Below are 22,742 nucleotides of genomic sequence, written 5' to 3'. Positions count from 1 at the left end.
TCGCTGGACGGCTTGCGGGCTTCGCCGGAAGGGCTGAGAGCTCTGGCGAGGGCTTGCGAGTTCGCCGGACGGGCTTGAGAGCTTCGCCGGGTGGGCTGCGTTCGTGCCGTCGGGGCGAAGTATCCAGCCTGTCCGGCGTTTGAGGACAAGCGCGCAGCGCGGGAAAAGGGCGGGCGGGTGGGGAAGAGCCCGTCCGGCGATTGAGGACGAGCGCGCCAGCGCGATGGAAGGGCGGGCGGGTGGGGGAAAAAGCCTGTCCGGCGATTGAGGACGGGGCGCGGAGCGCCGACGGGGGGCGCGGTCACTCCGGGGCGCGATGCAGGGTCAGGTCGATGAGGAGCGCCCGGTGATCGGTGTCACCGATCTCCAGGAAGCGGGCGTCACGCGCAGCGAAGTCCTCCGTCGCCAGGACGTGATCGATCTGCGTACCGAAGGGCCGCGGCACAGAGGTGGGCCAACTGGGAGTGCGGGCGGAGCCGGCGACCCGCGCACCGTCCCGCAACCCGGCACCGAGAATCCGCCGGAAGGCCGCGTGGTCCTGCGTGGCGTTGAAGTCCCCGGCGAGGATGGTGGCCTGCCCGCCCCCCGAGGCGGCGAAGTCACGAAGCCGCCCCAGCTCGGTACGCCAGCGGCCGACGTCACCGGGCGTCGGCGGCATGGGGTGGGCGAGCTGGAGCCGTACGGGGATGCCCTTGATGTCGGCGACGGCACCGGGCATGCCGAGGGTCCCGCGTACGCCGTCGGCCGGCTTCAGCGGCAGGTTGCTGAGGATGACGGAGCCGTCGGCACCGTTGCCGGAGACGGCGACCCGGTAGGGGTAGGCGGACCGGGGCAGCCCGGCGCGCAGCACGGCGTCGCACGCCCGGTCGCACTCGGAGGCGAAGACGAGGTCTGGCCTGCGTTCCCGCACCGTCTCGAGGAGCCCCCGCACTCCGCGCCCGAACTCGACGTTCGACGCGAGGACCCGCACCTCGGCGACCGGCGGCCCCTCGGGGTCGGCCACCGTCCCGTACGGCTGCACGAACCAGGTGAGCCCGCCGAGCACGGCGACCGCCCACACCAGGCCGACCCGCCACCGCCCGAGCGCGGCGAGCAGCAGCGCGACCGCGGCGGGCACGAGCAGCCACGGCAGGAAGGCGAGGACCTGCGGCACGGGTGTGACGGCGTCCGTGTCGGCGGCGCGGCACCCGAGCACGGCGCTCACCCCGGCGAGGAGCAGCCCGGCGACCCAGGCGGCGACGCGACGGCTCTGCGGCCGCCGTACGTACGAATCCTCGCCACCGCCGTCGAGGCCGCCGGGCCCCGCCTCGGGGGGTGGGGACGGTGCCGTCACGTGCTCCAAGGGGCGCCCTTTCGTCTCGCGCGCGGAGGTGTCCGCGCGCGCAGATCCTCCCTCAGGGACGCGAACGGACGGCGGGCGGGTTGCCGAGGGCGGGAAGGGGGGCGGGGGCGACCGCCCCCGAGGCCGGGGCGCACCGCGCGCGGTCGGGGCGCGGGGCGTCGACGGCGACGACGGCGGCGCCGCCCGCGCCGTCACCAACCGCGGCTCCGTCCGCTCCGGCCGAACAATCCGAACCGGTGGCTCCGTCCACACCGGCCACACCGGCTGCTCCACGCAAACAGGCCGCACCGTGCGAACCGGCTCCTCCGGCCGAACCGGCCGCACAGGGCGTACGCCGTCCATCCCGCCGGAACAGTCCTGTCAGGCGGGACACCCGGGACCCCCCGGACCCCCCGGACCCCCGAGACCCCCGGGACCCCCGGGTCACCCCCGCGCTCGATGGGCGTCGGCTCAGCCACGTACCGAGTGCCACCGTGAGCCCCACGGCGACGATCACCCAGGACGCGGTCCGCAGGGTGGCGGTCAGGGCGTCGTACACGGCGCCCGCCGCGTCGCGGGACACGTCCGACGGGAGGTCGTCGAGGGTGAGCCCGCGGCCCACGGCGACGGCGACGGCGAGCGCGGTCGCCCCCGCGGCCGCGCCGAGGGCGGTTGCGACCACGGCCCGGCGGCGGCGCACCGCGAGGAGGATGCCGCCCGCGGCGAGCAGCACGGCGGTGACGGGCAGCCAGAGACCGGCGACCTGGAGCATGCGGAACCCCTTACGGAAGTCGCTGAGATCCTGGGCCCGCATGACCGTGACCTCGGTGTGCCGCACCGGGATGCGGTTCGCGAAGGGCGTGCCCTCCTCGGTGAGCTGGCGCTTGACCTGCTGGGTGATGGGCGCGAGGTCGATGGTGACGGCGCCGTCGGAGTCGTGGGTGAGCGCGGCCTGCACGGCGTCGTGCGCGGCGCGGTTGGCGGCGTTCCACGCGGCCTGGAAGGCGCCGGTCTCGGTGAAGGAGTGCACCGCGTCCCGGACGAAGGAGGTGACGACCGACTGGAGCGGACCCGTGTCGATCTCGTTCATCGCGGATTCGGTGACGGCGTCGCTGACGGCGGCGCGCACCGCCGGGTCGGAGGCGAGCGGCGCCATCGTGGCGACGTACGCGCCCGTGTCCTCGATCTCGTACTTCGCCCAGGTCGAGACCGTGCCGAGCGGTACGAGCAGGCAGCCGAGGACCAGCAGTACGGCGGACAGGGCGGCGCGGGGGCGTCTGGGCACGCCCCCCAGGCAAGACCCCGGCCGCGGACCGCGCGACCGGGGTCACTGCATATGGGGGCAGGAATGCCCGCCTTCGTGGGACGCCGCCCGCGCGCCGCGTGCGAGGGACCGCGTGCCGCGTGCGGGGGCCTGCGCGCCGCCTGCGAGGCCCGCGCGCGGGCTACTTGCGGTTGTAGAGCCGCATCGTCACCGGGCCGAAGACCGCGACGAGCAGGCCCGCCCAGCCGAGGCTCCAGGCGATGTCGGCGGCCGGCCAGTCGCCCTCCATCAGACCGCGCACGCCCGCGGCGACATGGGTGACGGGGTTGTTGTTGACGAAGGCCTGCAACCAGCCGGGCATGGTCTCCGGCTTCACGAAGATGTCGCTGAGGAACGTCAGCGGGAAGAGCACCATCATGCTGACGCCCATCACGGACTTCTCCGTCCGCAGGAGCAGCCCGAACATCGTCCACACCCAGGAGAACGCGAACGCGAACACGAGCAGGAGCAGCACCCCGGCGAGCACGCCGAGCGCGCTGTCCGGGCGGAAGCCCAGGATGATGCCGACGGTCAGCATCACCGCGGACGCCATGGCGTACCGCAGGGCGTCGCCGAGGAGGTAGCCGACGAGCGTCGAGGGCCGCCAGATCGGCAGCGAGCGGAAGCGGTCGAAGACGCCCTTCTCGATGTCGGTGTTGACCGAGACGCCCGTGTACATCGTGATCATGACGACGGACATCACCAGGATGCCGGGGAGCAGGTACTGGATGTACTCGCGCGGGGAACCGGCGAGGGCGCCTCCGAAGAGGTACGTGTACATCAGCACCATCATGATCGGGAACGCCGTGACGTCGAAGAGCTGCTCCGGCACGTGCTTGATCTTCAGGATGGCGCGCCAGCCGAAGGTCAGGGACGCGGACAGGGCGCTGGGGCGCGGCGGGCGCTCCTTGGCTATGAGCAGGTCGGTGAGGGACTCCGTGCGGACGGGAGCGAGGTCCTGGGCCTCGGTGGTGGTCGCGGTACTCATCGCGTTGCCTCGGCTTCCTGGCGGTCGTTGACGTCGACGTCCTTCTGGGCGGCACCGCCGCCCGGGGGCTCGTGCTCGCTCGGGTGGCCGGTGAGCGCGAGGAACACCTCGTCGAGGCTGGGCTGGCCCAGGGAGAAGTTGTCGACGGTGATGCCGGTGCGGGCCAGTTCGGCGAGGGCGCGGGACGCCTGCTCGGCGGCGCCTGTGCCGTTGCCGGAGCCCTCGCCGACGCGGGCGGTGAGCGCGACCGGGTCGGCCTCCCGCTGGATCGTGGCGCCGTCGAGCGCGAGTCGCAGCACCTCCTCGGCCCGGGGGCGCTGCTCGGCGTCGCGCAGCCTGACGTGCACGGAACCCGCGCCGACGGACGCCTTCAGCTCGCCCTTGGTGCCCTCGGCGATGACCCGGCCCTTGTCGATGACGGCGATGCGGGACGCGAGCTGGTCGGCCTCGTCCAGATACTGCGTGGTCAAAAGCACCGTCGTGCCGTGGCCGACGATGGCGCGGACGATGTCCCAGACCTGGTTGCGGCTGCGCGGGTCGAGGCCCGTCGTCGGCTCGTCGAGGAACAGCAGGTCGGGGGTGTTGAGGATGGAGGCGGCGATGTCGATGCGGCGCCGCATGCCGCCGGAGTAGTGCTTCACCTGCCGGGGCGCGGCGTCCCCGAGCCCGAAGGCGTCCAGGAGCTGTTCGGCGCGGGCGTACGCGGCCTTCTTGCCGTGTCCGGTGAGGCGGGCGAGGAGCACCAGGTTCTCGGTGCCGGTGAGGTCCTCGTCCACCGAGGCGTACTGCCCGGTGAGGCTGACGAGGCCGCGGACCGTGTCGGCCTCGCGGACCACGTCGTGGCCGAAGACGTGCGCCTCACCGCCGTCCGGGCGCAACAGCGTGGCCAGCATCTTCACGGTCGTCGTCTTGCCCGCGCCGTTCGGCCCGAGGACCCCGTAGACCGTGCCCGCGGGGACGGTCAGGTCGACGCCGTCGACCGCGCGGTTGTCGCCGAACGTCTTGACCAGGCCCGCGGTCTCGATGGCCGGACCTCCGGACCCCGCTCCCCGGTGTGGGTGCTTGCTGCTCATGTCCCTGTGCCCTCCGCTGTGCGGTTCGTCGGCTGTCCGTCATGGGGGAAGACCGGTCCGGCGGCGGAAACTCATCGCTGCGGGGCCGGCAGCGGGCCGCCGCCGCCCGGCGTGGCACGGGCTCCGGTGGAGCGCGGGGTCGAACGGGTGTTTCCTTGAGCTGGGGAACAGGACGCCACTGGGCGTGAGCAGAGAGGAGCCGCGTCATGGCTCACACCGCACACACCGGGCACACCGGGCACGGCACGCACACCGCACACGGCGGGCACGGCGCGCACGCGGGCCTGGGAGCACTCTCGGCCACCTGGGCGGTGCCCGCCCTCCTCGCCGTCGTGTACGGCGTCTGGGCCGCCGCCAACCACCGCGACGGCGGCCCGATCACCGGCGGCAACGTCCTTCTCGGGGTGCTGTCCGCCCTGGCCTTCGCCGGTCTGTACGTGGCGCTGCGCGCGGCCGCCCCCGCGCTGCCCCGGGAGCTGCGGGCCGCGGCCTGGGCGCTCTTCGCGGGGGTGTCCCTCGGCTTCCTGTGCGGCCTCACGGACGCGAGTGTCCTGCGGACGGCTGTGACGGCGGCCGTGGTCGCCGCGGCGGTCTTCGCGGCGGCGTTCTACCGGTACTACACACGGGAGTGAGGCCCCCGCGGCGCCCGTGCCTCACAGGGCGTCGAGGTCCACCGCCCGGGCCATGGCCCGGTACCCCGCGTCGTTGGGGTGCAGGTGGTCCCCGCTGTCGTAGGCGGGCCGGATCCGCTCCGGGTCCGCCGGATCGGCGAGCGCCCGGTCGAGGTCGACGTACGCGTCGTACTCGCCGGACGTCCGCACCCACGCGTTGAACGCGTCGCTGACGGCGGCGGCCCGCGCCCCGTAGTGGTCGGACCCGCCGAGCGGCACCAGCGTCGCCCCGACGACCTTCAGGCCCTTGTCGTGCGCGGCGCGTATCAGCTTGCGGTGCCCGGCGATGAGCTGCTCGGCGCTGACGACGGGCGCGGGCTTGTAGGTGGGCGTGTCGGTCTCGCTGAAACCGATGTCGTTGACGCCTTCGAGGACGACGACGGTCCTGGCGCCCGGCAGGTCGAGGGCGTCCCTGCGGAACCGGCCGGTGCCCTTGTCGCCGTACCAGGCCGAGTCGTTGAGGACCATGTTGCCGCCGATGCCGGAGTTCAGGACGGGCCGCGGCGCCCCGGACTTCGCGAGGCGCTCGGCGAGGGCGTCGGACCAGCGCCGGTTGGCGTCGGTGGTGGAGGCGAACCCGTCGGTGATGGAGTCGCCGAAGAGGACGACACCGCCCCGCCCGGCCCGGGCCCCGGCTCCGCGCTCGCTCCGCCGCTCCGTGTCGCGCACGTCCACGCCGGACAGGTAGTACCAGGACTCGGTCGACTCCTCGAAGGCCCGCCCGCCGGTGTCGGCGGTGTGGTCGCCCTGCGCCCGGTAGCTGGTGGCGAACGACTGGGCGTGGAACGTGGCGGGGCCCGTGGTGCCCGCCAGGTGCAGGGTGACGGTCACGGACTCGAACCGGCGGAGGCCGAGGCCGACTTCGTCGCTGGCGAGCTGCCCGCCCGCCGGGACGGTGGCCGACCCCGCGCCGCCGAAGGTGAGCCGCCGCACCGAGCCCCGCTCGACGTCCGCGCCCCCGGTGCCCGCGGTACGGGCGACGGTCGCGCTCGCGACGCGCAGCGGTGAGGCCCCGTACCGGTTGGAGAGACGGATCCGGGCTCTGTCACCCCCTTCCGTCACCCGGACGACCTGCCGGAGGGTCTGGTCGTCGAAGCCCGCTTCGGACCAGTTGGCCTTGAAGTCGGTGCTCGGACGCTGCGGTGCCGCCGCCCACGCCGCGGTCCAGGCCTCCGCGGCGGCCTCGTGGCCGGACGTGGGGCGGGCGGTCCCGGCGTCGGAGGCCCGGGCGACGGTGACGGCGGTACCGGCGGTGACGGCGAGGGCGACGGCGACGGCGGTCGTACGGGTACGCGAGATCATCACGAGCTCCTCGGGCTGGGTGTGCCGGAGCCGGGAGTGCCCCGGCTCCGGGGTGGTCGGGCACGCTGCCGTGCCGACTCCCCAAAGATCCGCCGACGCCGCGGGACCATCAACGCCGATCTGTGGAACGATCACCACGATCGGGCTTATCGATCCAGGTCACAGGGGGAGCGCGGCATGGAACGGCAGGAACTTCAGACCTTTCTGACCCTCGCCGAGGAACTGCACTTCGGCCGCACGGCCGAGCGGCTGCTGCTCTCGCAGGCCCGGGTCAGCCAGACCGTGAAGAAGCTGGAGCGCAAGATCGGGGCGCCGCTGTTCGAGCGCACCAGCCGGGTGGTGCGGATGTCGCCCCTGGGACGGCAGTTGTACGACGACCTCGCGCCGCTGCACGACCGGATGGAGGCGGCCGTGGCCCGCGCCAAGGACGTGGCGCGGGGCGTGGAGGGGGAGTTGGGGGTCGGCTTCCTCGGTTCCGGGGCGGGATCGCTCACCCAGCCGGTCCTGAAGCTGTTCCGGGAGCGGTGCCCGGGGTGCGAGGTGCGGATGCGCGAGACGCAGTTCCAGGACCCGCTGGGCGCGCTGCGCAGGGGCGAGGTGGACGTCCTCTTCACCTGTCTGCCGGTGCAGGAGCCCGATCTGACGGTGGGCCCCGTCGTCATCAACGAGAAGCGGGCCCTCGCGGTGCCGCTCGGCCACCGCTTCGCGGGGCGCGCCGCACTGTCCTTCGAGGAACTCGCGGGCGAGACGTTCTTCGGCGTGGCCGGTGGCGCGCCCGCGTACTGGTGGGACTTCCACGTGCCGCCGCGCACGCCGAGCGGCCGGGAGATCCGGCGCGGGCAGGACGTGGCGACGTTCCAGGAACTCATGACCCTGGTCGCCACGGGCCAGGGCGTGTCCCCGGTCATCGCGTCCGTGCAGACGTACTACGCCCGGCCGGACGTCACCTTCGTCCCCGTGCACGACCTGCCCACGGCGGACGTGGGCCTGATCTGGCGCACGGGCGGCGCCGACGCCCGCACGGAGGCGTTCATCCGCGCCGTCCGGGACGTCGTCGCGGCGAACGGCGGGCCCGCGGCGTTCTAGGACCTGTCCGCGGGGCCCGCGCCCCTGGTGGCCGCCGCGCCCGGGTCCGTGCACAGCGCCCAGATCACGAACGCGCCGAGCGCGAGCGAGACGAGGGCCCACAGCGGGGTGTACGGCAGCCACAGGAACTGCGCGACCATGCCGAGGGCGGCGAGCGCGACGCCCGCGCCCCGGGCCCAGTCGGCGCCCTTGAGGATGCCCGCGCCGGTCACCGCGATGAGCAGGCCGAGCACGAGGTGGATCCAGCCCCAGGTGGTGAGGTTGAACTTGTAGACGTAGTCGCCGATACGGGCGTACACGTCGTCCTCCGCGATGCCCGCGATCCCGGCAAGGACGCCGAGAACGCCGTTCACCAGCATCAGGACACCGGCGAACACCGTGCTGCCGGAGACCCAGGTGCCGTGTCCGCGATGGCTGTGGTGGCCCTGCGGGCCGGGCTGTCCGGGCCGGTCGTGCTGTGGGGAGTCCATGGACCGAGCGTCCGACGGGCGGGGCGGCACGGCGAACGGGGTGGGCCGTTCGGGTGCGTCCGGCCGGTCGGACGCTCGGGAGGGGGGACCGGTGGGCGGCACGTCCAGCAGCGGGGCGGGGCCGCGGCTCAGGCGCCGCGCTGGGCCTCCAGGCCGTCCAGGATGACGTCGAGGCCCACGTCGAAGTTGCTGCGGCGGGTCTGGTCGGCGGCGCCCGCGCCCTGCTCCGCGTACAGCTGCCGCAGCCGCGGGTAGGGCTCCATGGCCTGCTCGGAGATGGCGGCGACCCGCTCCGCCCACTCCTGCTCCTCCTGGCCGCTGCGGGCCAGCATGGTCAGCCACGCGGCCTCGGTGGCGGCCGTGCCGATGACGTACGCCCAGATGGTCTTGAGGGCGACCTCCGCGCGCGGGGGGGTGAAGCCGCCGCTCTCGAAGAGTTCGAGGGTGTCCTCGGTGAGCCGCATCATGTTCGGCCCGAGGTGGGCCATGCCGACCTCGCCGAGGACGGAGGCGATCCAGGGGTGGCGCAGGATCGCGGCGCGCACGTTGTGCCCGCACTCCACGGCGGCCGCCCGCCACTCGGTGCCGGACTCGGGCCGCGGCACTCGGATCTCGCCGTACACCTCGTCGACGACGAGCTCGATCAGTTCGTCCTTGTTGGACACGTGGGTGTAGAGCGAGGTGGCGCCGGCGTTCAGACGGGTGCCGAGCTTGCGCATGCTCAGGGCCTCGATGCCGTCCGTGTCGAGCAGGGCGACGGCTTCGGCCACGATCTGGTCGCGGCTGAGCGTGGGCTGGTCCCGGCGCGGACGCTGGGGCCGGGTCCACACCGAGCCGATCGCGTCGAGGGCCGTCTCCTTGCGCGAGGACTTCGACGGCCCGGTCGACGGATTGGTCGGCTGCGCGGCGCGCGGCATGCGGCCACCCCTTTTCTGCTCGTCGTTCGCGTTGTGGTCGTTTCCAGCCTACCGCAGGGGCGCACGCCGTTCGGGGTTTGCGATCAGTGTACGGCGGGCGTACAGTGTTCGGCGTAAGCGAACGCCGTACCGTTGCACTTGCTCTGGAGGTCCGTCATGGACGATGTGGGAACGAAGACAGCGGCCGGGGAGCCGAAGGAGCGCGATCCGAAGCGCTGGCTGATTCTGATCGTGCTCTGTCTCAGCACGCTCGTCCTGGTGATCGACAACATGGTCCTCACCGTCGCGGTCCCGCCGATCGCCGAGGACCTGAACGCGAGCGCGTCGGATCTCCAGTGGATCCTCGACTCGTACATGCTGGTGTTCGCCGGTCTGCTGCTCACCACCGGATCGCTCTCCGACCGGTTCGGCCGCCGCAAGGTGATGCTCATCGGGTTGCTGCTCTTCGGCGCCGCCTCCCTCATCGCGACCATCGCGGAGAGCCCCGAGCAGCTCATCGGCGCCCGCATCCTGATGGGTGTCGGCGGCGCGCTGATCATGCCGAGCACCCTGTCGATCGTGATCACCGTCTTCGACGACGAGGAGCGCCCCAAGGCGATCGCCGCCTGGTCCAGCGTGACCATGGTCGGCCTCGTCGGCGGCCCCCTCTTCGGCGGCGTGCTGCTCGACCACTTCTGGTGGGGCTCGATCTTCCTGATCAACGTGCCGATCGCCGCGGTCGCCTTCCTCGCCGCGATCGTCCTGATGAAGGAGTCGAAGGGCCCCTGGCGCAAGGCCGACCCGGTCGGCATGGTCCTGTCGATGGTCGGCATGGTCTCGCTGGTCTGGACGATCACCGAGTGGCCCAAGGAGGGCTTCGGGGACCCGAAGGTCTATGTGGCCGCGATCCTGTCGGTGCTCTGCCTCGTGGGCTTCGGCATCTGGGAGACCCGCGTCGAAGAGCCCATGGTGCCCCTGGCCCTGTTCCGCAACCGCGTCTTCACCGGCGCCAGCTTCTCCATCGTCCTGCTGACGTTCGCCAACGGCGGTCTGATGCTGGTCCTGAGCCAGTACCTCCAGTTCGTCCTGGAGTACACGCCGACGAAGACCGGCTGGGCCTTCGCGCCCCTCGCCCTGGCCTCGCTCGTCTTCAACGCCCTCAGCGCCGTGCTCGGACCGAAGATCGGCAACCGCTTCATGGCGGCGCTCGGTCTCGCGGTCATCGCGTCCGGCTTCTTCACCCTCGCCACGCTGGAGCCCGGTGACGGCTTCGGCATCGTGACCACGGCCATGGTCCTCATGGGTGCCGGTGGCGGTCTGGCCATGCCGGCCGCGCAGGCCGCCATGATGGGTGCCGTCCCGCACGAGCACGCCGGTGTCGGCTCCGCCATGAACGACACGGTGCAGCAGGCGGGCGCCGCCCTCGGTGTCGCGGTGCTCGGCTCCATCCTGTCGAGCACCTACGGCAACAAGATGCCCGACGACGCCCCCGGCAAGTCCGACGAGTCCATCGTCGAGGCCTTCTCGGAGGCCGCCCGCACCGGTAACGAGGCCCTGGTCCACACGGCCCGCGACGCCTTCACCGAAGCCATGTCGTCGGCCTTCGTGGTCGGTGCGATCGGTGTCCTGGTCGCGGCCGCCCTGTCCCTGGTCCTGATGCGGACCCGCGGCGGCGACACGCCGCCCACGGCCGCGGTGCCGGGTGCGGCGCAGCCGGACGGCAGTGAGTCCGCGGAGGCGTCTGCGGACGTCAAGACCGGGCGCTGAGGTACGGCGGCGCCGGCCGCAGGTACGGCGGTACGCGACACCACGGCCGCTCGGCTTCCCCGTACGGGGGGCCGGGCGGCCGTTGCCGTGCCCCGCCAGGGCCGCGGGGTGGTGCTGCGGCCCCGTCAGGGGCGCGGGGAACTGCGCGCTCAGCGCGCGACAAGCCGCAGACGCGTCTGCGTGGTCGCTCGGCAGACGCGTCTGCGGCATTTCGTCGGTTGCTCGCGCAGTTCCCCGCGCCCCTTGCGGGGCGCCTCTTACGGAGGTGGACGCTCACCAGGTGGAGCGGGCGCTGACGCCGCCGTCCACGAGGAGATCCGTCCCCGTGATCCACCCCGCCGCGTCGGACGCGAGGAACACACAGGCGGACCCGACGTCCTCGGGGCGCCCGAGGCGGGCCAGCGGCGCGGCCCGCGTCCACCGTCGCACGCCCTCGGGCCAGGCGTCGGCGAGGCCGGGGTGCTCGATGAGGCCCGGGGACACGCTGTTGATCCGGACCCCGCGCGGCCCGTACTCCACGGCCGCGGCGCGCGCGTGCATGATGAGGGCGGCCTTGGACGCGCTGTAGTGCGCGTGCCCCACGGCGGGCTGATGCCCCTCGATGGACGCGATGTGGGTGACGCTGCCACCGTGCTCCTGGCCGGACATCACCTCGGCGGCGGCCTGCGTGCAGCAGAACGCGCTGGTCACATTGGCGTCCTGGAGCCGCCGCCAGTCCTGTGCCGCCATCGCGGACAGCTCCTGCACGGGCTGGATGCCCGCGTTGTTGACGAGGGCGTCCAGGCGCCCGCGCCAGGCGTGCGCCTCCTCGACGAGCCGCTCGCACTCGCTCTCCCGCCCCAGGTCCGCGGCGACGACGAGGGCGGCACCCCCGTCGTCACCGATCCCGGCGGCGACCTCGTGCGCCCGCTCCTCGTTGCGGTGGCAGTGCACCACCACGGCGGCGCCCGCCTGCGCGAACCGCCGGGCGATGCCACCGCCGATGAGCCCGCTGGCACCGGTCACGAGCGCCACGCGCCCCTCCAGGGTGGGCAGGCGGGGGTCAGTCACGGCACAGCCTCCGGATCAGCTCGGCCTGCTGCGGATAGCGGGCGGCGAGGACGTCGGGGTCGCCGGCCTCGTAGTCCGACTCCAGGAACCCCGGTGCCATCGTCGTACCGAACAGCGACCACTCCCCGCCGTCCCGCACCCGTGCGCCCATCCACGTTCCCGCGCGCACCACCGACTGGAACTCCTCTCCGTCCCCGTCACCGAGTATGCGCAGCTCGTCGGTGCCGTCCGGGGCCAGGAGCAGCAGGTCGAGCGGGTCGCCCTGGTAGAAGTGCCACACCTCGTCCGTGGGCAGGCGGTGCAGCGCCGAGAAGTCGTCCGCCGCGGAGGTGAGCAGCATGACGATCGCCGTCCCCGCGGGGTGCCCCGCGGCGTCCGGCGGTCCCGCCCAGGTCTGGCGGAAACGGCCCCCCTCGAAGGGCAGGGGCTCGAGGCCGTGCCGGGCGATCAGTTCCTCGGCGGTGACAGGGCGCTTGGCCATGCGCTGCCCACATCCTCTCCGTCGTCGCAGCCGAAGCAGCAGCTGAACCAGCTGTCGAGCCAGCGGCGGTGCCCGTGCTCCGGCAGCACGGTAACCCCAGGCGCGGCGGCGAGGAATATCGCTGTCCCGGCCACCCATCCCCCGGGGCCACCCCGGGACGGCCGCGCTCCCCACCGCGGCGGGTGCCACGGCCTGACCGGGACCCCGTACCGGAGCCGTACGGTGGAAGGCGGTCGACGAACCGTGCCGAGTGCATTGCCTGGTGGTGGGCCTCGGCGTCACGATGCCGTCATGCGCTTCTCGATCAACATTCCGAACTTCGGGGACTTCGCCGACGCCAGGACCATCGCCCGGGTGGCGGCCGCGGCCGAACTCGCGGGCTGGGACGGCCTGTTCGTATGGGACCACGTGGTGCACGACAAGCGGGCCCAGCGCGGCAAGCCGTTCGGTGACCCGTGGATGCTCCTCACGGCGGCGGCGCTAGCGACCGAGAGGATCAAGCTGGGCACCCTGGTCACGCCGGTGGCCCGGCGGCGCCCGCACCAGCTGGCGCGGCAGGTGGCCACCCTCGACGAGGTGAGCGCGGGCCGGGTGGTCTTCGGCACCGGCCTCGGCGGGCCGATCGAGGACGAGTACGCGAGCTTCGGCGAGCCCACCGAGCCGCGGGTGCTCGCCGAACGCCTCGACGAGGGCCTCGGCCTCCTCGACCGCTACTGGTCGGGCGAACCCGTGACGCACCACGGCAAGCACTTCCACGTCGACGACGTGCAGCTCCTGCCCGCCACCGCGCAGCGGCCCCGGCCGCCGGTGTGGGTCGCGGGCTTCTGGCCCAACCGCCCGCCGATGCGCCGCGCGGCCCGCTGGGACGGCGCCGTACCGCTGTTCAAGTCGGCCGCGCACGGGGAGATCCCGCCCCTGGAGGAGTTCCGCGACCTGGTCGCGTACGTGCACGCGCACCGCGAGGACGGCGGGGCGGGCGCCGCCCCCTTCGACTTCGTCGTCGGCGGCGCGAGCCCGACCGATCCCGCGAGGGCCAGGGACCTGCTCGGCCCCCTGCGCGACGCGGGCGCCACCTGGTGGGACGAACGACAGCTCCAGACGGCGACGTCCCTGGACCGGCTCGACCCGGTCCTGCGCCGCATCGAACAGGGGCCGCCACAGCTCTGACCGCGCTCGGGCCCCGTCCGAACCTCCCGGGACCGGCCGTACTACTAGGCCCGGAGCGCGAGCACCGCGCCGACGAACACCGCGGCACCGATCAGGCACCACGCGCACGTCCGCCGCTGGAGGACCCGGTAGGCCTCCTCGTACTCGGTGCGCAGCTCGCGGGCGCGGGACGCGGTGCGGTCCCAGGCGCGGCGGACGAGCACCATGTGCTCCTCGGTGTACTGGCGCTCCACCTCCTCGCGCTGGCTCTCGGTGAGCCAGGGCAGGCGGTGGGCGAAGCGCTCGGCGGCCGCGCGGGACTCGGACCGCGCGGCCTCGACGAGCAGCAGCCCCTCCAGGTCGCGCACCAGGGCCCGCGCGTCGGCCCCGCGCTCGTCCATGGCGGTCACGCCGGCACCTCCGCGGCCCGCTTCCCCGGCTCGACGGCGGCGCTGTCGGACTCCACCTCGGGGTGGTGCAGGTCGAAGGCGGGCGACTCGCTGCGGATCCGGGGCAGGGAGGTGAAGTTGTGCCGCGGCGGCGGGCAGGACGTGGCCCACTCCAGGGAGCGGCCGTAGCCCCACGGGTCGTCGACCTCGATCTTCTTGCCGTACTTGGCGGTCTTCCAGATGTTGTGGAAGAACGGCAGCAGCGACATGCCGAGCAGGAAGGAGAAGATCGTGGAGACCGTGTTCAGGGCGGTGAAGCCCTCCACCGCCAGATAGTCCGGGACACGGCGCTGCATGCCCGCCGTACCGAGCCAGTGCTGGACGAGGAAGGTGCCGTGGAAGCCCACGAACAGCGTCCAGAAGGTGATCTTGCCGAGGCGCTCGTCGAGCATCTTGCCCGTGAACTTCGGCCACCAGAAGTGGAATCCCGCGAACATGGCGAACACGACGGTGCCGAAGATGACGTAGTGGAAGTGCGCGACCACGAAGTACGAGTCGGACGAGTGGAAGTCCATCGCGGGTGAGGCCAGGATGACCCCGGTCAGACCGCCGAAGACGAACGTGATGAGGAAGCCGACCGCCCACAGCATCGGCGTCTCGAAGGACAGCGAGCCCTTCCACATGGTGCCGATCCAGTTGAAGAACTTCACACCTGTCGGTACGGCGATCAGGAACGTCATGAAGGAGAAGAACGGCAGGAGCACCCCGCCCGTGACGTACATGTGGTGTGCCCACACCGTCACCGAGAGACCGGCGATCGCGATGGTCGCGCCGATCAGGCCCATGTAGCCGAACATCGGCTTGCGGGAGAAGACCGGAATGACCTCGGAGATGATGCCGAAGAACGGCAGCGCGATGATGTACACCTCTGGATGGCCGAAGAACCAGAAGAGGTGCTGCCACAGCAGCCCCCCGCCGTTCGCCGCGTCGAAGATGTGGGCGCCGAACTTGCGGTCCATCTCCAGGGCGAAGAGCGCGGCGGCCAGGACGGGGAAGGCAAGCAGCGCGAGCACGGCCGTGAGCAGCACGTTCCACACGAAGATCGGCATGCGGAACATCGTCATGCCGGGCGCGCGCATGCAGATGATGGTGGTGATGAAGTTGACCGAGCCGAGGATGGTCCCGAAGCCGGAGAACGCGAGCCCCATGATCCACATGTCGCTGCCGATGCCCGGTGAGTACACCGCCCCGGACAGCGGGACGTAAGCGGTCCAGCCGAAGTCGGCCGCGCCCTGCGGGGTCAGGAAGCCGCCCACCGCGATCAGCGAGCCGAACAGGTAGAGCCAGTAGGCGAACATGTTCAGACGCGGGAAGGCCACGTCGGGGGCGCCGATCTGGAGCGGCATGATCCAGTTCGCGAAGCCCGCGAACAGCGGCGTCGCGAACATCAGCAGCATGATCGTGCCGTGCATCGTGAACGCCTGGTTGAACTGCTCGTTCGACATGATCTGCGTACCCGGACGGGCCAGCTCGGCGCGCATGAAGAGCGCCATCACCCCGCCGACGCAGAAGAACGCGAACGACGTGACCAGATACAGCGTGCCGATCCTCTTGTGGTCCGTGGTCGTCAGCCACTTCACGATTTCCCTCATGCCCCGAAGGTGTCCGGCAGCCGCTCCCGCATCACCGCGCACACCCGGCCGCCCCCGCCGCGAAAGTCACACCGTCCGGGTGTGAGGATCGAGGACATGCCGGACACCTACGGTCCATGAGCACGGACGATTCCTTCGCGGCCGCCTACCGCGAGCACTACTGGGCGGTGAGCCGGTTCGTCGCGCGCCGGCTCGACGCGGGGGAGGAACACGAGGTCGAGGAGGTCGTGGCGGACGTCTTCTCCATAGCCTGGCGGCGCCGCGCGGAACTCCCCGACGTGCCGCTGCCCTGGCTGTACGCCGTGGCCCGCAACTGCCTGGCCAACACGGTGCGCGGACTCGGCCGCCGCCGGCGCCTGCTGCACCGCCTCGGGCACCACGAGACCGTGGGCGGCCGCCAGGTCATGGACAGCCCGGACACCGAACGCCCCGGCTCCTGGGTGCACGAGGCCCTTGCCCGGCTCTCCCCCGCCGATCGGGAGGCCCTGCGCCTGGCCACCTGGGAGGAGCTCGGCGTCGACGAGCTCGCGGTGGCCCTGGAGTGCAGCCCCGGAGCCGCCGCGATGCGCCTGCACCGGGCCCGCCGCAGACTCCGCGCGCAGATCGACCGGATGCAGATGAACGTACGAGCAGGGCAAGCAGGGCGAGCAGAACAAGCAGGGCTAGCAGAACAAGACGAGCAAGCAGAACAAGCAGAGCAAGCAGGGCGAGCGGGACGAGCGGGAGTTGAGAGCCGTGACTGACCACCTGGACGACGACCGCCACGACCTGGACCTGCTGCGCGCCGCCAACCCCGTGTCGGCGACCTCGGGGCCCTGGCGTGACCGCCCCCTGACCGCCGTCGCCGAGCGGGGCCTGAACCAGCTCCTGCGCACCGCCCGCGCCCGCGCCCGCCGCCGCGTCGTGCTCTGGGCGGAGGCCGCCGCCGTGGCCCTCGCCGCCGTGCTCGCCCTGACCGTGCCGGGCCTCGGCGCCGCGTCCGCCACCGCGGCGCCGAGCGCCCTGCACCCGCGCGCGGGTTCCGTGACGATGCCGCTCGACCGCATCGCCGACCGCGCGGAGGCCATCGCCCGCGACGGCGGGCCGCGGCTGCGCAGGGGTGGGCACGTACAGAGCTGGAGCCTCGCCATGGACTCGGGCCCCGACGCCGAACGCCCCGTCACCCTGCCCGAGGAGCGCGAGGTCCGCTGGCGGCCCGACGGCGGCCGCACCGAGCGCGTGGAGTCCGACGGCGAGCTCGTGGGCGAACGCGTCTACCCGCCGAGCCGGTCCGACGCGCCGCCCTGGGCCCGCCCGCCGGGCACCCCCGCCGCCCTGCGCGCCTACCTCACGGAGGTCCGCGAGCCCGGGTTCCCGCGCCGCACCGGCGCCGTCACCACCCAGCAGCTCCTCGACTCCCTGCCCCAGCTCCTGGACAACTGGACGCTCGGCGCCCGCGAGAGCGCCGCGCTCGCCCGGGTACTCGCGGGCACCGGCGGCCTGCGCGCCGAGGGCACCGTCACCGACCGCCTCGGCCGCACCGGGCAGGCGTACGTGCACGACACCCCGGACGAGCACCTGCGCTATATGCTGATCCTGGACCCCACGAGCGGCGAGGTGCTCGGCCTGGAGGTCCTCTTCACCGAGGACCAGCCGGACTTCGCCGTCCGCGCCGGGGACGTGATGTCGTACGACGCCTGGCGCCGTTAGCCGACCGGGCGCCGGACGCTAGCCGCGGTGGGCGCGCACCGTGTCCGTGACCGCCTGGGCGATGCGCCGGATGCCCGGTGAACGCACTGGGCAGGGGCGCGACTTGGCGGTCGTCGGGGCCAGGCAGAAGTGCAGGAAGTCCTTGGGGCGGTGCAGGGCGGTGCGGCCGCTCCCGGGCTCGGTGCAGTACGCGGGGTGCGCGCGCTCGTACGCGGTGCACGGCAGGTGCTCCGCCCAGGTGTAGCGGTCGGCGGCCGGGCTGACGGCCCTGCCCGCGTCGGAGACCAGGTCGCCCGCGGTGGCGGCCTGTCGGCGGTAGATCCCGTTCACGCGGCGCACCCTGTCGGGGGTCATCGCGTCCGGGCCCTGGGACACCCACACCACCTTCGGCCGCCTGCCGCCGCCGTCCCGCGCTGCCTCCTCGATCTGCCGCGTGAGCCGCCGCGCGTCGGCCGCGTACCGCGAGAGGTACGTCTGCCGCGCCTTGTCGTACGTGATGCCGTCCATGCAGGGCGTGTAGCCCCAGGCGCTGCCCCAGAACTGGAGCACCACGTAGTCGGGCCGGGCCGCGCGCACCAGGGCCGCCGCCTTGTGCTTGTCCGGTACGAGGGAGTCCTTGCCGGTGCCCTCCAGGTAGTCGCAGAGGGTGGTGCCCGAGTAGGGGGCGCTGGTGTAGCGGGCGCCGAGCTGCTCGCGGAGGAGGCCGCCGAGGACGTCCTGGTTCTCCATGGCCAGGGAGTCGCCCAGATAGAGGACCTCGGGCGGCCGCCCGGACGGCTTGCGCTCCCTGCCCCTGTCCTCGCCCTTGTCCCGGCTGCGCTCCTCGCCGGGGGTGTCGGCTTCCGCGTGCCCGGGGGTGGTCCGGGAAGGGGTGCTGTCGCCCGGGAGGGGGGCGGGGGGTGCGGTCCGGGTTCCGGAGCCGGGGTCTCCGCAGCCGCCGAGCAGGAGCGTGCCCAGCAGGGTCGCCGCCCACCACGCCTTGCGCATCCGCGACTTCCTCTCCTGGGGGGCGCAACCGGGTCCCAGGCAAGCACAGTCGGGGGTGCGGCGGAAGGTTCCCGGGGGGCGGAGGTGGCTGAGGCCGGGGGGTGGGTTGGGAGGGCGGGCGGCCGGGGGGCATTACCTCGGGCGTAATCGACCCCCCGGCGCCCGCCCGGCAGTCTTGGAGTCACCGGAACCCGGGCGGCGCACTCCGCTCGGGCTCCGGGGCAGAAGTCCGGTCCACGACCACGCAGGAGGCGAACACCATGCCCGCAGAGCACGTTCACGAGACCGCCGTTGCCCGCTACTTCGAGGCCTGGAACACCGCCGACGCCGCCGAGCTGCCCAAGGCCGTGGCCGCCGCGTGGACCGAGGACGGCACGTACACCGACCCGCTGGCCGACGTCGCGGGCCACGAGGGCGTCGCCGCCGTCATCGCCGGAGCCAGGGAGCAGTTCCCCGGATTCTCGTTCCGCCACACGGGGGAGGTCGACGGCCACCACGGCATCGCCCGCTTCACCTGGGTGCTGGTGTCCGACACGGACGGCTCCGCCCCGGTCGCCGGATTCGACGTGATCGAACTCGCCGACGACGGCCGCATCCGCACGGTGCACGGCTTCCTCGACCGGCTGCCCGCCGCCTGAGGCCACCGCACCCCCCTCGCACGGGTGCCCCGGACCACCACGGTCCGGGGCACCCGTGCCGCGTACACGATCAGGCCTCGCGCGGTGCGACCTCGCCCATCTCGCCCCACCCGGTCATGCCGGGGATGTCGGTGCTGACGATCTGCGGGACGGTGGCGATGGCGTACGACATGGTGTCCATGGCGGCCGCGAAGTGCGCGGACTCCACGTGCGCCGCGCCCGCCTCGCCGTCGCGGAAGCCCTCGACGAGCACGAACTGGTGCGGGTCGTCGACGCTGCGGGACCACTCGAAGAACAGGTTGCCCGGTTCCGCACGGGTGGCGCGGGTGAAGTCGTCGACGAGGTCCAGCCACTCGTCGCTCCGCTCGGGGCGGACGGTGAACTTGACGGTGATGAAGATCATGGGGGTCGTTCCCTGGGTGTCGCTGTGCTGTCGCTGTGCAGTGCACCTATGAACGTACCCCCAGGTCCGGATCCGGACTAATCGGGACTACCGGGCCACGAACTGGGTGAGGATCGCCTGCACCTCGTAGATGTCCACGCCCTTGGTGAAGGTCTTCTCGATCGGCACGGGGTTGCTGGAGATCCATATCTTCAGCTCCGCGTCGAGGTCGAAGTGACCGGCGGTCTCCACCGCGAAGTGGGTGATGCTGCGGTAGGGCACCGAGTGGTACTCGACCTTCTTGCCCGTCATGCCCTGCTTGTCGATGAAGATCATGCGGCGGTCGGTGAGCAGGATGGTGTCACGGATGAGGCGGTACGCCGCGTACACCTGCTCGCCGTGCCCCATGAGGCGTGCGTAGTCCTGCTGCGCCGACGCCGGGTCGACGGTGTGGGCGTTTCCGAACAGTGCCATGTCAGGCCCCCCAGGTGTGACGTCCCCTACGGCTCCTACAGCCGGACTTTCACCGTACGTGAACCCGGCGGTGAACCGCGATGTGCTGTGTACGGCACGGCACTCGACGGGGTATGCAGGAGGTTCATCCACTCCTGAGGAGATCGACGATGGCTCTCAACCGCGCAGAACGCGAAGAGTTCCTGGCCGAGCCGCACATCGCGGCGCTCGCCGTGGAGTCCGGGGAGAACGGGCGGGCACCGCTCACCGTCCCCATCTGGTACCAGTACGAGCCCGGCGGCGATGTGTGGATCATGACGGGGCGCGACTCGCTCAAGGCCAGGCTGATCGGTGCGGCGGGCCGCTTCTCGCTCATGGTGGAACGCGTCGAGCCGACGGTCCGCTACGTGTCCGTGGAGGGTGCCGTCGTCGCCACCGAGGCCGCGACCCACGAGCAACTGCACGAGATGGCCTCCCGCTACCTTCCGGCCGAGAAGGTGGACGCCTATGTGGAGAAGGCCGCGAAGGAGCACGGCGAGCAAGTGGTCGTGCGGCTCAGCCCCGAGCGGTGGCTGTCCTCGGACCTCGGCTCCGTCTGAGCGGCCCCGCGGGACCGCCCGCCCCGAACTCGCCCGGCCTGCGCCGCTCCTGGAGCACGGCCACGGCGGTGACGCAGGCGACGGCGACCAGGTGTTCGCGCCCGGCGAGGTTCGGTTCCAGGACCGAGCCCACGACCGTCGGTACGACGAACGCCAGGCACAGCACGGGCGCCCGCAGCCGCACCGACAGATAGGTGAAGAGGCCCACGACGGCCGCGGACGCCCCGGTGTCCACGTCGTGGGCGTACGCGGCCGGCACCCCCGCGACGTGGTCGGGCCCGATGGCCACCATGACCCGCGCGCCGAGGGTGCCGGCCAGCGTCGCGCCGTACCCGACGAGCAGCGTCCGCCGCGCTCCGAGCAGGAGCTGGGCCAGGCCGAGGGACAGGACCAGGCGCGGGAGGCCGCCCCACACCGGCTGGTCCCGGGTGGGGACGAGCACGGACAGGGGCGTGCGCAGCAGCGACACCCACAGCGGCTGATCGGCGCGCACCTCTCCGGCGAGGCGCACGAGGCGGTCGCTCGCCGGGATCTGCTGGAGCTCGTGCAGGCAGATCATGGCGAGACTCGCCGTCAGCGCGAGCGAGAGACCGAGCGGGACGGCGAGCAGGGCGGCGTGCGGGCGCCGCTCCCGCAGCTCCCGCCAGGCCGCGAGCGGTACACACCGCCACTCCGCCCGCAGCGCGCCCCGGACCTTCCGCACGATCCGCGGCATCGGTCGACCGTCCCTGTTCCTCCACCGCGTCGCACCGTCGGCACTTCGCACCCATATGTCCGTCGGGGGCCAAGGCTACTCGGCGGCGAAACCGAACACCATCGTCGGTGCGGAGCCCTTCGACGTGGGCCGGGAGATCAGATCGCCGCTGATGTACAGCTTGCCGTGGGTGAAGCGCAGCTCGGAGCGCAGGGCGACCAGGCTGCTCGGCCGGGCACCGGCGTCCAGGAGCAGGGTCTGCTTCAGGGTGCGGCCGTGGACGGAGTAGACCCGCGTGAAGGGCGCGCTCTTGTACACGAGGAGGTTCCCGCCGTCCATGCGGATCGGGAAGACCGGGTAGTTGTCGCCGCCGGCCAGCTTCTCGCCGGTGGTCCTGCCGGTGGCCAGCGAGAACGCCACGATGTCGTTGGTCGAGGTGAGGCCGTCCGCGGTGTCGCGCCGCGCGGTCGCGACGTACAGCCTGTCGTTGCCCGCCGTGACGCCCCGGCAGTCCTCGGCGACCGACTGGGTGCCGCACTGGTGCATGTACCGCTCGGGCGGTAGCGCGATCTTCGTACGGAGTCTTCCGCGGGCGTCGAAGGAGAAGACGTCCGACGCGCCGGACGACGTGATCTCGCCGGAGTCGGCCGCGACCACCACCGGCCGGGTGGAGATGACGCTCGGGGTGCGGACGCCCGCGGGCAGTCCGCTGCTCCACCGCGGTCTGCCCGATGCCGGGTCGAGCACCTCCACCTTGATCCGCGCGGAGCCGTGGTCGCCGCACGAGCGGACGGCGACCAGCTGATCGCCGCCGCCGTAGCCGACGTCTCGGCACGTCTCACCCTGCCTGGGCTTCCACAGCGGCCTTCCGCTGCGCAGATCGAAGGCCGCACCGCCGTACAGTCCTGCGACGGCGACCGTGTCACCGCTGATGGTGGCCTGGTTGAAGGCCGTTTTCTCCTTCTGGTAGCCGATGGTGACCGACTTGGTCCACAGCTTCCTGCCGTCGTCGACGTCGAACGCGGTGACCTCGGTGCAGGGGGCGCCGGTGCCGCGCTCGTCCTCGCCCGGGGGCTGGGTGACCACCACGGCGATGTTGCCCCTGCCGAGGTTCGGTGAGCCCGCGCACGACATGCCGGGCTTGGGCAGGACCCACACGCGGGTGCCGGTGGCCGCGTCGAGCCCGCTGATCCTGCCGACGGATGCCTTGGCGAACACCTTGTCCGTCAGCCAGGACCCGTGCACCCGGTAGGTGCTCTCGCCCTCGGGCAGGCCGGGCTGCCCGCCCGCCCCCTTGTAGAAGGCCTTGGGGTCGGCGGGCACCTTCTCCCGCGGCTTCTCGTACGCGGGCCCGGCACCGTCGTCGACCGGCTTGCCCGCCGCCCGGTTCCCGCCGTCCTTGTCACCCCCGTCGCCCTTGCTCACGGCGTACCGGATGCCACCGCCGACGATCAGTGCGACGGCGAGGACCGCGGCGCCGACGACGGCCGTGCGCCTTCGGTGCCCCTGACCGCCCTCCGGCCCCCGTGCGGGCGCGGGCGCGCCGAAGCCGTCCGGGGGCGGCGGCACCGGTGGCCCGAAACCTGCGGGGTGGTCCGGTGGGGGCGGGCCGAAGGTGCCGCCGGACCGGGGCTGTTCGGGGGCGGGTCCTTGTTGGGGCGGGTGGGTCATCGGGGCTCCGTGGAGGGGAGGGTGTGCGGCGGCG

At 72.6% G+C, this 22,742-nt stretch carries 24 protein-coding genes; 8 read left to right on the top strand and 16 right to left on the bottom strand.

All coding sequences use genetic code 11. The annotated features are described in order from the left end of the window. Positions 1–301: 301 nt before the first annotated feature. The 4 genes from ACH4DX_RS27415 to ACH4DX_RS27400 form a co-directional block, all read right to left on the bottom strand. Positions 302–1,333: an endonuclease/exonuclease/phosphatase family protein gene (locus ACH4DX_RS27415; protein WP_398157132.1), complete on the bottom strand. Its 1,032-nt coding sequence runs from the start codon at positions 1,331–1,333 to the stop codon at positions 302–304. A 61-nt stretch (positions 1,334–1,394) separates the two neighbouring features. Then, entirely contained in the window at positions 1,395–2,606 is a 1,212-nt protein-coding gene (locus ACH4DX_RS27410) for a hypothetical protein (protein ID WP_398157131.1), read from the bottom strand. A gap of 160 nt (positions 2,607–2,766) precedes the next feature. Then, on the bottom strand, positions 2,767–3,612 hold the full coding sequence (locus tag ACH4DX_RS27405; RefSeq protein WP_398157130.1) for an ABC transporter permease: 846 nt from the start codon (positions 3,610–3,612) through the stop codon (positions 2,767–2,769). Further along, positions 3,609–4,685: an ATP-binding cassette domain-containing protein gene (locus ACH4DX_RS27400; RefSeq protein WP_398119692.1), complete on the bottom strand. Its 1,077-nt coding sequence runs from the start codon at positions 4,683–4,685 to the stop codon at positions 3,609–3,611. The genes ACH4DX_RS27405 and ACH4DX_RS27400 overlap by 4 nt, the downstream gene beginning before the upstream one ends. A 206-nt stretch (positions 4,686–4,891) precedes the next feature. Here ACH4DX_RS27400 and ACH4DX_RS27395 point away from each other — a divergent pair, with 206 nt between their 5' ends. Then, entirely contained in the window at positions 4,892–5,317 is a 426-nt protein-coding gene (locus tag ACH4DX_RS27395) for a hypothetical protein (protein WP_398157129.1), read from the top strand. Positions 5,318–5,338: 21 nt separating this feature from the next. Here ACH4DX_RS27395 and ACH4DX_RS27390 read toward each other — a convergent pair whose 3' ends face one another. Next, positions 5,339–6,658, bottom strand: a complete 1,320-nt coding sequence (locus ACH4DX_RS27390) for an SGNH/GDSL hydrolase family protein (protein ID WP_398157128.1) — start codon at positions 6,656–6,658, stop codon at positions 5,339–5,341. 177 nt (positions 6,659–6,835) lie between these two features. Here ACH4DX_RS27390 and ACH4DX_RS27385 point away from each other — a divergent pair, with 177 nt between their 5' ends. Next, the gene (locus ACH4DX_RS27385) at positions 6,836–7,744 is read left to right on the top strand and encodes a LysR family transcriptional regulator (protein ID WP_398119698.1); all 909 of its coding nucleotides are present in this window, start codon (positions 6,836–6,838) and stop codon (positions 7,742–7,744) included. Here ACH4DX_RS27385 and ACH4DX_RS27380 read toward each other — a convergent pair. Both ACH4DX_RS27380 and ACH4DX_RS27375 read right to left on the bottom strand, forming a co-directional pair. After that, complete coding sequence (locus ACH4DX_RS27380; RefSeq protein WP_398157127.1) at positions 7,741–8,214, bottom strand: hypothetical protein; 474 nt, start codon at positions 8,212–8,214, stop codon at positions 7,741–7,743. The genes ACH4DX_RS27385 and ACH4DX_RS27380 overlap by 4 nt on opposite strands. A 128-nt stretch (positions 8,215–8,342) precedes the next feature. Continuing rightward, positions 8,343–9,131 (bottom strand): TetR/AcrR family transcriptional regulator, encoded by a 789-nt coding sequence (locus ACH4DX_RS27375; RefSeq protein ID WP_398157126.1) that lies wholly within the window; start codon positions 9,129–9,131, stop codon positions 8,343–8,345. A 156-nt stretch (positions 9,132–9,287) separates the two neighbouring features. Here ACH4DX_RS27375 and ACH4DX_RS27370 point away from each other — a divergent pair, with 156 nt between their 5' ends. Then, complete coding sequence (locus ACH4DX_RS27370; protein WP_398157125.1) at positions 9,288–10,877, top strand: MFS transporter; 1,590 nt, start codon at positions 9,288–9,290, stop codon at positions 10,875–10,877. A gap of 273 nt (positions 10,878–11,150) precedes the next feature. Here the strand turns inward: ACH4DX_RS27370 and ACH4DX_RS27365 are convergent, their stop codons facing one another. Beyond that, positions 11,151–11,927 carry an SDR family NAD(P)-dependent oxidoreductase gene (locus ACH4DX_RS27365; protein ID WP_398157124.1) on the bottom strand — a complete coding sequence of 259 codons (777 nt, stop codon included), beginning with the start codon at positions 11,925–11,927 and terminating at the stop codon, positions 11,151–11,153. Then, the gene (locus ACH4DX_RS27360) at positions 11,920–12,408 is read right to left on the bottom strand and encodes a cupin domain-containing protein (RefSeq protein WP_398119708.1); all 489 of its coding nucleotides are present in this window, start codon (positions 12,406–12,408) and stop codon (positions 11,920–11,922) included. The genes ACH4DX_RS27365 and ACH4DX_RS27360 overlap by 8 nt, the downstream gene beginning before the upstream one ends. Positions 12,409–12,699: 291 nt before the next feature. Between ACH4DX_RS27360 and ACH4DX_RS27355 the strand changes: the two genes are divergently transcribed. Then, positions 12,700–13,575 (top strand): LLM class flavin-dependent oxidoreductase, encoded by an 876-nt coding sequence (locus ACH4DX_RS27355; protein WP_398119710.1) that lies wholly within the window; start codon positions 12,700–12,702, stop codon positions 13,573–13,575. Positions 13,576–13,619: 44 nt separating this feature from the next. Here the strand turns inward: ACH4DX_RS27355 and ACH4DX_RS27350 are convergent, their stop codons facing one another. Both ACH4DX_RS27350 and ctaD read right to left on the bottom strand, forming a co-directional pair. After that, on the bottom strand, positions 13,620–13,964 hold the full coding sequence (locus tag ACH4DX_RS27350) for a hypothetical protein (RefSeq protein ID WP_398119711.1): 345 nt from the start codon (positions 13,962–13,964) through the stop codon (positions 13,620–13,622). Next, positions 13,961–15,595: a cytochrome c oxidase subunit I gene (gene ctaD / locus ACH4DX_RS27345; protein ID WP_398119713.1), complete on the bottom strand. Its 1,635-nt coding sequence runs from the start codon at positions 15,593–15,595 to the stop codon at positions 13,961–13,963. Before ctaD ends, ACH4DX_RS27350 begins: the two co-directional genes overlap by 4 nt. 116 nt (positions 15,596–15,711) lie before the next feature. On the opposite strand from ctaD, the gene ACH4DX_RS27340 reads away from it, so the two are divergent. Next, a complete protein-coding gene (locus ACH4DX_RS27340) occupies positions 15,712–16,338 on the top strand; it encodes an RNA polymerase sigma factor (RefSeq protein WP_398157123.1) in 627 nt (208 codons plus the stop codon). Further along, entirely contained in the window at positions 16,331–17,284 is a 954-nt protein-coding gene (locus ACH4DX_RS27335) for a CU044_5270 family protein (protein ID WP_398119716.1), read from the top strand. Before ACH4DX_RS27340 ends, ACH4DX_RS27335 begins: the two co-directional genes overlap by 8 nt. Before the next feature lie 18 nt (positions 17,285–17,302). Here ACH4DX_RS27335 and ACH4DX_RS27330 read toward each other — a convergent pair whose 3' ends face one another. Then, the gene (locus ACH4DX_RS27330; protein ID WP_398157122.1) at positions 17,303–18,271 is read right to left on the bottom strand and encodes an SGNH/GDSL hydrolase family protein; all 969 of its coding nucleotides are present in this window, start codon (positions 18,269–18,271) and stop codon (positions 17,303–17,305) included. Positions 18,272–18,531: 260 nt separating this feature from the next. Between ACH4DX_RS27330 and ACH4DX_RS27325 the strand changes: the two genes are divergently transcribed. After that, positions 18,532–18,909, top strand: coding sequence for a nuclear transport factor 2 family protein (locus ACH4DX_RS27325; protein WP_398157121.1), 378 nt, complete (start codon positions 18,532–18,534; stop codon positions 18,907–18,909). Between the two features lie 70 nt (positions 18,910–18,979). Here ACH4DX_RS27325 and ACH4DX_RS27320 read toward each other — a convergent pair whose 3' ends face one another. Beyond that, complete coding sequence (locus tag ACH4DX_RS27320) at positions 18,980–19,312, bottom strand: putative quinol monooxygenase (protein ID WP_398119721.1); 333 nt, start codon at positions 19,310–19,312, stop codon at positions 18,980–18,982. Positions 19,313–19,399: 87 nt separating this feature from the next. Continuing rightward, positions 19,400–19,765, bottom strand: coding sequence for a PH domain-containing protein (locus tag ACH4DX_RS27315; protein WP_058852479.1), 366 nt, complete (start codon positions 19,763–19,765; stop codon positions 19,400–19,402). 149 nt (positions 19,766–19,914) lie between these two features. On the opposite strand from ACH4DX_RS27315, the gene ACH4DX_RS27310 reads away from it, so the two are divergent. Continuing rightward, entirely contained in the window at positions 19,915–20,343 is a 429-nt protein-coding gene (locus tag ACH4DX_RS27310) for a pyridoxamine 5'-phosphate oxidase family protein (RefSeq protein WP_398157120.1), read from the top strand. Here ACH4DX_RS27310 and ACH4DX_RS27305 read toward each other — a convergent pair. Both ACH4DX_RS27305 and ACH4DX_RS27300 read right to left on the bottom strand, forming a co-directional pair. After that, a complete protein-coding gene (locus ACH4DX_RS27305) occupies positions 20,300–21,058 on the bottom strand; it encodes a hypothetical protein (RefSeq protein ID WP_398157119.1) in 759 nt (252 codons plus the stop codon). The genes ACH4DX_RS27310 and ACH4DX_RS27305 overlap by 44 nt on opposite strands. A gap of 75 nt (positions 21,059–21,133) precedes the next feature. After that, positions 21,134–22,708, bottom strand: coding sequence for a PQQ-binding-like beta-propeller repeat protein (locus ACH4DX_RS27300; RefSeq protein WP_398157118.1), 1,575 nt, complete (start codon positions 22,706–22,708; stop codon positions 21,134–21,136). Positions 22,709–22,742 lie beyond the last annotated feature (34 nt).

This window comes from Streptomyces sp. NPDC017940, assembly GCF_044328435.1.
Lineage (GTDB): Bacteria > Actinomycetota > Actinomycetes > Streptomycetales > Streptomycetaceae > Streptomyces.
This window is presented reverse-complemented; position numbering and strand designations above follow the sequence as displayed.